This is a genomic window from Sphaerochaeta sp. UBA5836, assembly GCF_002432845.1.
In the GTDB taxonomy this organism is placed as follows: domain Bacteria; phylum Spirochaetota; class Spirochaetia; order Sphaerochaetales; family Sphaerochaetaceae; genus Sphaerochaeta.
On sequence record NZ_DJGW01000013.1, the window covers coordinates 1 to 5,275 of the forward strand.

Annotated in this window: 6 protein-coding genes and 1 pseudogene; all 7 read right to left on the reverse strand. The window is 50.8% G+C overall.

Going from position 1 to position 5,275, the window contains the following annotated elements:
* Window positions 1–500: pseudogene (locus B3F49_RS00935) on the reverse strand (V-type ATP synthase subunit A); the annotation flags it as partial.
* Entirely contained in the window at window positions 497–1,093 is a 597-nt protein-coding gene (locus B3F49_RS00940) for a V-type ATP synthase subunit E family protein (RefSeq protein ID WP_293908588.1), read from the reverse strand. The pseudogene B3F49_RS00935 and the gene B3F49_RS00940, both read right to left, overlap by 4 nt.
* 9 nt (window positions 1,094–1,102) lie before the next feature.
* Window positions 1,103–1,405 carry a V-type ATP synthase subunit F gene (locus B3F49_RS00945; protein WP_293895901.1) on the reverse strand — a complete coding sequence of 101 codons (303 nt, stop codon included), beginning with the start codon at window positions 1,403–1,405 and terminating at the stop codon, window positions 1,103–1,105.
* Window positions 1,406–1,408: 3 nt separating this feature from the next.
* Complete coding sequence (locus B3F49_RS00950; protein ID WP_293895898.1) at window positions 1,409–1,756, reverse strand: ATP synthase subunit C; 348 nt, start codon at window positions 1,754–1,756, stop codon at window positions 1,409–1,411.
* A gap of 25 nt (window positions 1,757–1,781) precedes the next feature.
* A complete protein-coding gene (locus B3F49_RS00955; RefSeq protein WP_293895895.1) occupies window positions 1,782–3,773 on the reverse strand; it encodes a V-type ATP synthase subunit I in 1,992 nt (663 codons plus the stop codon).
* Complete coding sequence (locus tag B3F49_RS00960) at window positions 3,770–4,864, reverse strand: V0D/AC39 family V-type ATPase subunit (RefSeq protein WP_293895892.1); 1,095 nt, start codon at window positions 4,862–4,864, stop codon at window positions 3,770–3,772. Before B3F49_RS00960 ends, B3F49_RS00955 begins: the two co-directional genes overlap by 4 nt.
* Complete coding sequence (locus B3F49_RS00965; protein WP_293908589.1) at window positions 4,861–5,190, reverse strand: hypothetical protein; 330 nt, start codon at window positions 5,188–5,190, stop codon at window positions 4,861–4,863. Before B3F49_RS00965 ends, B3F49_RS00960 begins: the two co-directional genes overlap by 4 nt.
* Between the last annotated feature and the right edge of the window lie 85 nt (window positions 5,191–5,275).

A 5,275-nucleotide genomic window follows, 5' to 3' on the forward strand; every position in this document is an offset into this window, starting at 1 on the left:
TCGACAATTTCACTGACCACTGCGCTCTTGATGTGCACAGGAACAAGAATCCTATGCTCGATCCTGCTGGTCTCCTGGACTGTGCCAAGAATCTGTCCCGCCGTAACGGTGGCGCCTGCCTCGATTGAAGGAGTAAAGTTCCAACGCTTTTGATGACTGACAGCATCGAAAGTCAAGCCGCGGGAGATGAAGGCTCCACTGGCTGCCATCAGCTGTTCCAAGGGGCGCTGTATCCCGTCATAGATGGTTCCAATAAGTCCGGGTGCAAGCTCGACGGACAAGCTCATACCGCTTCCATAGACATTGTCGCCCGGGCAAATACCGGTGGCATCCTCATAGACCTGAACCGTCGCCAACCCATCATAGAGTTTGACCACTTCTCCGACCAATTGCTGCTCGCCGATTCGCACCAATTCCATCATCATGGCATCCTTGATATCCTTGACAATGAGAATCGGTCCGTTTACTCGTTTGACGCGTCCAATAATTCTCTCTTTCATGTATGTTCCTGAATCATAGCCCTAACTACGCGGTCAAGTCGTCTGAGACGGATCTCGACCTGATTGTTGAACGAAACCATGCCGTCCAACGAAGAGACAACAACCCCAAGACCGCGAATGGGTTTACTCTCGAGATGCAAGATAATGCTGCTGCCGGTAACTTTCTTGATAATTTCAGCTGCAGTCTCAAGCTGCGCTTCAGTTACAGGACACTGGTTGCTGTACGCAACCTTTGCTTCCTTCAGGTCCAGGCCCAAGGCTGCTTCAGCAATCCACTGGGGAAGGTAGGGAGCAATGGTTTTGGCATCAAGCATCGAGAGCACCCTGGAAAGCACTTCTTGATACCGGTCATCCCCTTGGCGAAGAACGGCCTTGCGCTTTGCACTGGTCATGTTTGCCTGGAGACGAAGCTCTATCTGCCTCAACTTGTGCTCGAGGGCCCGCCGCTCTGCTTCCTTTTCTGACTCAGCTCGCTTTTCAGCATCTTTGAGAATGGCCGATGCCTGTTCCTTTGCTTCCTGCAACTTCTTTTTGGCAGCCTGGTCGGCTTGCTCAAGAATACCGGTAAGCAGGCGACTGTCGGTTGTTTCCATACTATCTTCCTATAACGAGACCCCGATCGCTTGGTTGACCAGGGCACGCAAATCCGGAGGCCCCTGCTTGGAGTTTGGAGACGGAATCTCCACCACAAGCGGGAACGTTTCACTAAAAAGGTACCGGTTGACTACGGGACGGATTAAATCAGCAACCTCATCCGTTATGATGATAATGCCATGTTCCGGATTTTCCAGTGCCTTGTCCCAAGCTTGCATAGCCTGCTGTGCTGTTGTCGCCTGCATGCCGAAGACACCGACGAGGGAGAATCCCAAGACGGTATCTTCGTCACCGATGACAAAATATTTCATGCATTATACCTTTCCGAGAATCATCAGGCTGGTGATGAAACCGAATACCACCAAACCTTCGGCAAGGGCGATGAAAATCAATGCCTGGCTTGCTATTTCCGGCCTTTCACTGATTGCTCCCATTGCAGCGCTGCCTACCTTTCCGATTGCCATGCCTGCTGCAAGAGCTCCAACTGCAAAAGCAAGAGCAGCACTGAAGCAAACCAGGGCAAGGTTGTAATCACCGTCCTGCGCAGCTTCAGTTGTTGCAGCATAGGCACCGGGGGCGAAAACAAAGGCGGATGCAAGCAACACAAGAGCTGTTGCAACGAAGGTCATCGATACTTTTCTTCTAAATTCGATGTTGGTCATACTGTGACCCTCCTAAAAAAAATCTCTATCTCTTCTCGGAAGAAACTGAGTTGAGCCCCACCGGCTCATACGCAATCCCCTTGCCGGTAAAATACCTTGAGAAGAATTCATAATAGTTCAAACGGAGTGACTGAATGCCTGCACTCAAGCCTTCCAACACAATCACCAGGACATTGCCGAGGATGAAGATGGCAATCCCGCCAAACCCATCAACCAGGGACGAAAGCATTTTGAAAGACTCCATCAGCGATGCGTGTGCGATGCCCAAACCGGCTACCCGCATGAAGGAGAGGGTGTTGGACATATACCCGGTAAAGATTTCCAGTACATCAACCAGCCATTCCATGACGGAATCGAGGATGAGCTTGCCCGGTTCGTGTTTCGGTCCTCCCTTTCGAACCGAGAGGAAATACGAGAGAAAGCCACGGGCGAAGAGCAGAATCAGACAAACGGTCACCACCGGAGCGACCCAGCTTGTTTGGGGGAACTCTCGATACCCGTTTTCTACAAAACCGAAGCCCATATACAGACCCACTGCGAACAGCAAGCCACCAACCAAACCGTTCTTGTCCAAGAAAAGAGTCAAATAGGAGCGTTTGCGAATAAGGTTGACCCAGTTGAGAACAAGGCCGGTATAGATGATGATGATGCCGAACTTGATGGTGATGCCCAAAATCCCATACACATCGTGTATCAGCGATCCTTCAGCATGTCCGGCAACTGCAGCTTCATAGTTGAACCAGAGCGCAGGGAAAAGGCCCAATCCAAAGTACGAACCGAACAGCACCCCGAAGACCATGGAGGAAAGTCCGAGATAGACCAACAGCGATGTAACGTTGCGGCTGAGCATCCCATCCGGCTTGAGAGGATTTTTCTTGTACGAGCGTGAGCCGAGCAAGCCCACAAGCAAGAGCACAAACCCTTGGCCTACATCGGCAAACATCAGGCCGAACATCGACAGGTAGGCAATCATGACAAAAATTGTGGGGTTTACCGTACCATACTCGGGCGTGCTGTAGTTGTTGACGATATTCTGGAAGGGTTTGAGCGCTTTGGGTGATGCGATGGCAACAGGCACTTCCTGGCGGGGCACCTCGGTGGCATTCGTCCATTCGATGACGCACTGCCCTTCACTGGCCTCCATAATTGCAGACCTGACCTGGTCAGCCTGGTCTGAGGGAACCCACCCCGAAAACAAGGTGGTATTTCTTGTATAGGCAAAGTAGGAACGAATCTGGTCACATAATTCATTGAGACGCAGATTCGACCAAATGGCAAACAGCTGACTTTGCTGTTGTTTCACCACCGCATCGACAGCTTGTTCGACCTCTGTCCTGCTCTTCAGCGCCTTCTGATGTTCAGCTTCCAGCCTGCCTTTTATCAAGGAGATGGCTTTTCTTTGCAACTCCACGTCACTGGATTCGACCCAGCCGAACTTCTCAAGCAGCGGATCGACTTGCGAGACATCGCGACGAAGAGTCAGGCATATCCATTTCTCGCTGTCGGGAACCCTATCCAAGAGTCCACCATAGACTGCAAGCTTGCCACTCAAGTCTTCGGATTTACCATGCGTGATTTCCCCCACCCGCAAATCCAGATACTCACCTTTTTCTTCGGCGATGTACCGTCTCATCTCTTCGATGCCCATCAGCTGCTGGTTGCTCTCCTTCTGCTTTTCCTTCAAGGAGAGCAGGTCGGAGGTAAGGTCGTCCAGGATTCGCTTGTACTCTTCAAGCTGTGGCTTTTCCAATTTCTTGACATCGAGCACTTCACTGGTGGGAACATCCAAGTGTCCTTGCTTCAGCAAGGCTTCGACACGCTTTCGCATCTCTTCCAGGTTCGCCCTATTGACAGAGCTGGGTCGGCTTGACAGCTTCTCCATCTGTTGGGGGTCAAGCTTGTTGATATGGACAAAATCAAGCACACCCAACTCGAGCAGTGCCTTAACCACCGCCTCACTGGTCTGTTCCAGTACGACGGCTGTCAGCAATTTCATCGGCCTTGTGAACAAGTTCATCCCAACACCCCCCTGATGTATTCCTCTTCATACCCGTAATATTTTCCGTTTAAAATCGCCCTGATCATAGCTGTCTCTTCCTTGCATAGAAAGAAGTAAGCCAAGCTGAGCCCGATTGTGAAAGGATCGGTTGCCAGCATTTTCTGGTAGAGCGCCTGTCGTCGGGTCGCCAAATACCCCTCAATCTTGAGGTTCTCCAGCACACTCGCCTCATCTGAATGTATACCCAACCGATTCTTTTGCACCTGTGTCTCTTCGAGTCCCGGAAAATGCCGGTTGATAATGGAGAGAGGGTTCCGATCCTCGCTCTTTTGGGCAAGGAATTTTTGGGTTTCGGAGCTTGTAAACACACTGCCCCAGGGAAGCAGCAACTTTCTCAGCTTGTCGGCATCCATGTGGTGATATCCACCGTGGCGAACCAGGATGGTAAGGTTTCGCAGATCAATTTCCAACAGGAAGATCGAAGTGGCCACTTCCCTATCCTGTCTGGACAAGTCCTTGCAGCTTTGCATCAAGGATGCATACCAAAGCCGGTCAAGCTCACTTTCCATCACAAACAATCCGTCCTGCTCCAGGGCTTGTCCTGTAAAAGTTTTCAAAACATCCCAATACGGGGTTTCTTTGACTGCGTTCAGTACAGCATCCCAACCGGTTGCATTGATCAGGGCGGTCCAATCGATTGGATGCAGGATGACCTCTTTGAACAGGTACCCGCTTCTATGCCTGATCGGGCGGTGTCTGATGATACTGCTGTACCAAAGCCTGATGGCGTTCTTCAGATTATCTATTTCAATCTTGCCCAACAGGTGCTGGACGAAGGTTGCAGGACTGCCTTCCAGGTACTTTTGCACTTCCCGATACATCTCGATTTCTTGTTGCAGGAGAACCAACTCCATCTGCTGTAAATCACCGGTTTGGTCATAGGCATGAGCTACCTCACGGTATCGGCTGTCCCGCAAAACACCTACAGCCTCTACAAGGGAGACCGACCTGAGAAGAGATTCTATGAGGTGGTCCTGACGCATCAAGCCAATCTTTGCCCGAAGCTTGGCATTGATGAATCCATATACGGATACAGGGTTCCTGCTCATTGCAGTTCCAGATAACTTTCTAGATCGGTTTTGCACACCTTCTCGACGACGGCTCGGGCAATACGATCAAGTTCATCCGCTTGCAGCGTCTCAACACGTTGCAAACCTGCCTCAAATTCAGAGAGTCTCAAAGCGGCATCAGCTTCAGCTTGCTGCAGCAGGGCATTACAACGCTCCCGTTCCTGCTTGATTGAGGATCGAACAAGTTCATTGGCTTGGGTCTGGGCGTCGGTGATATAGTCTCTTGCTGTACGTTCGGCGTCTCTTATGATCTTCTGCGCTCTATCCTCAACCGACAATACCTCGTTGATTATATCGCTACGCACCTTGATACTTCCTTACTTGAATTCGAACAATACCGCCCCTATACTCCACCTTTTATTGATGAGTGTCAAGCAATGTTCAGGGTGC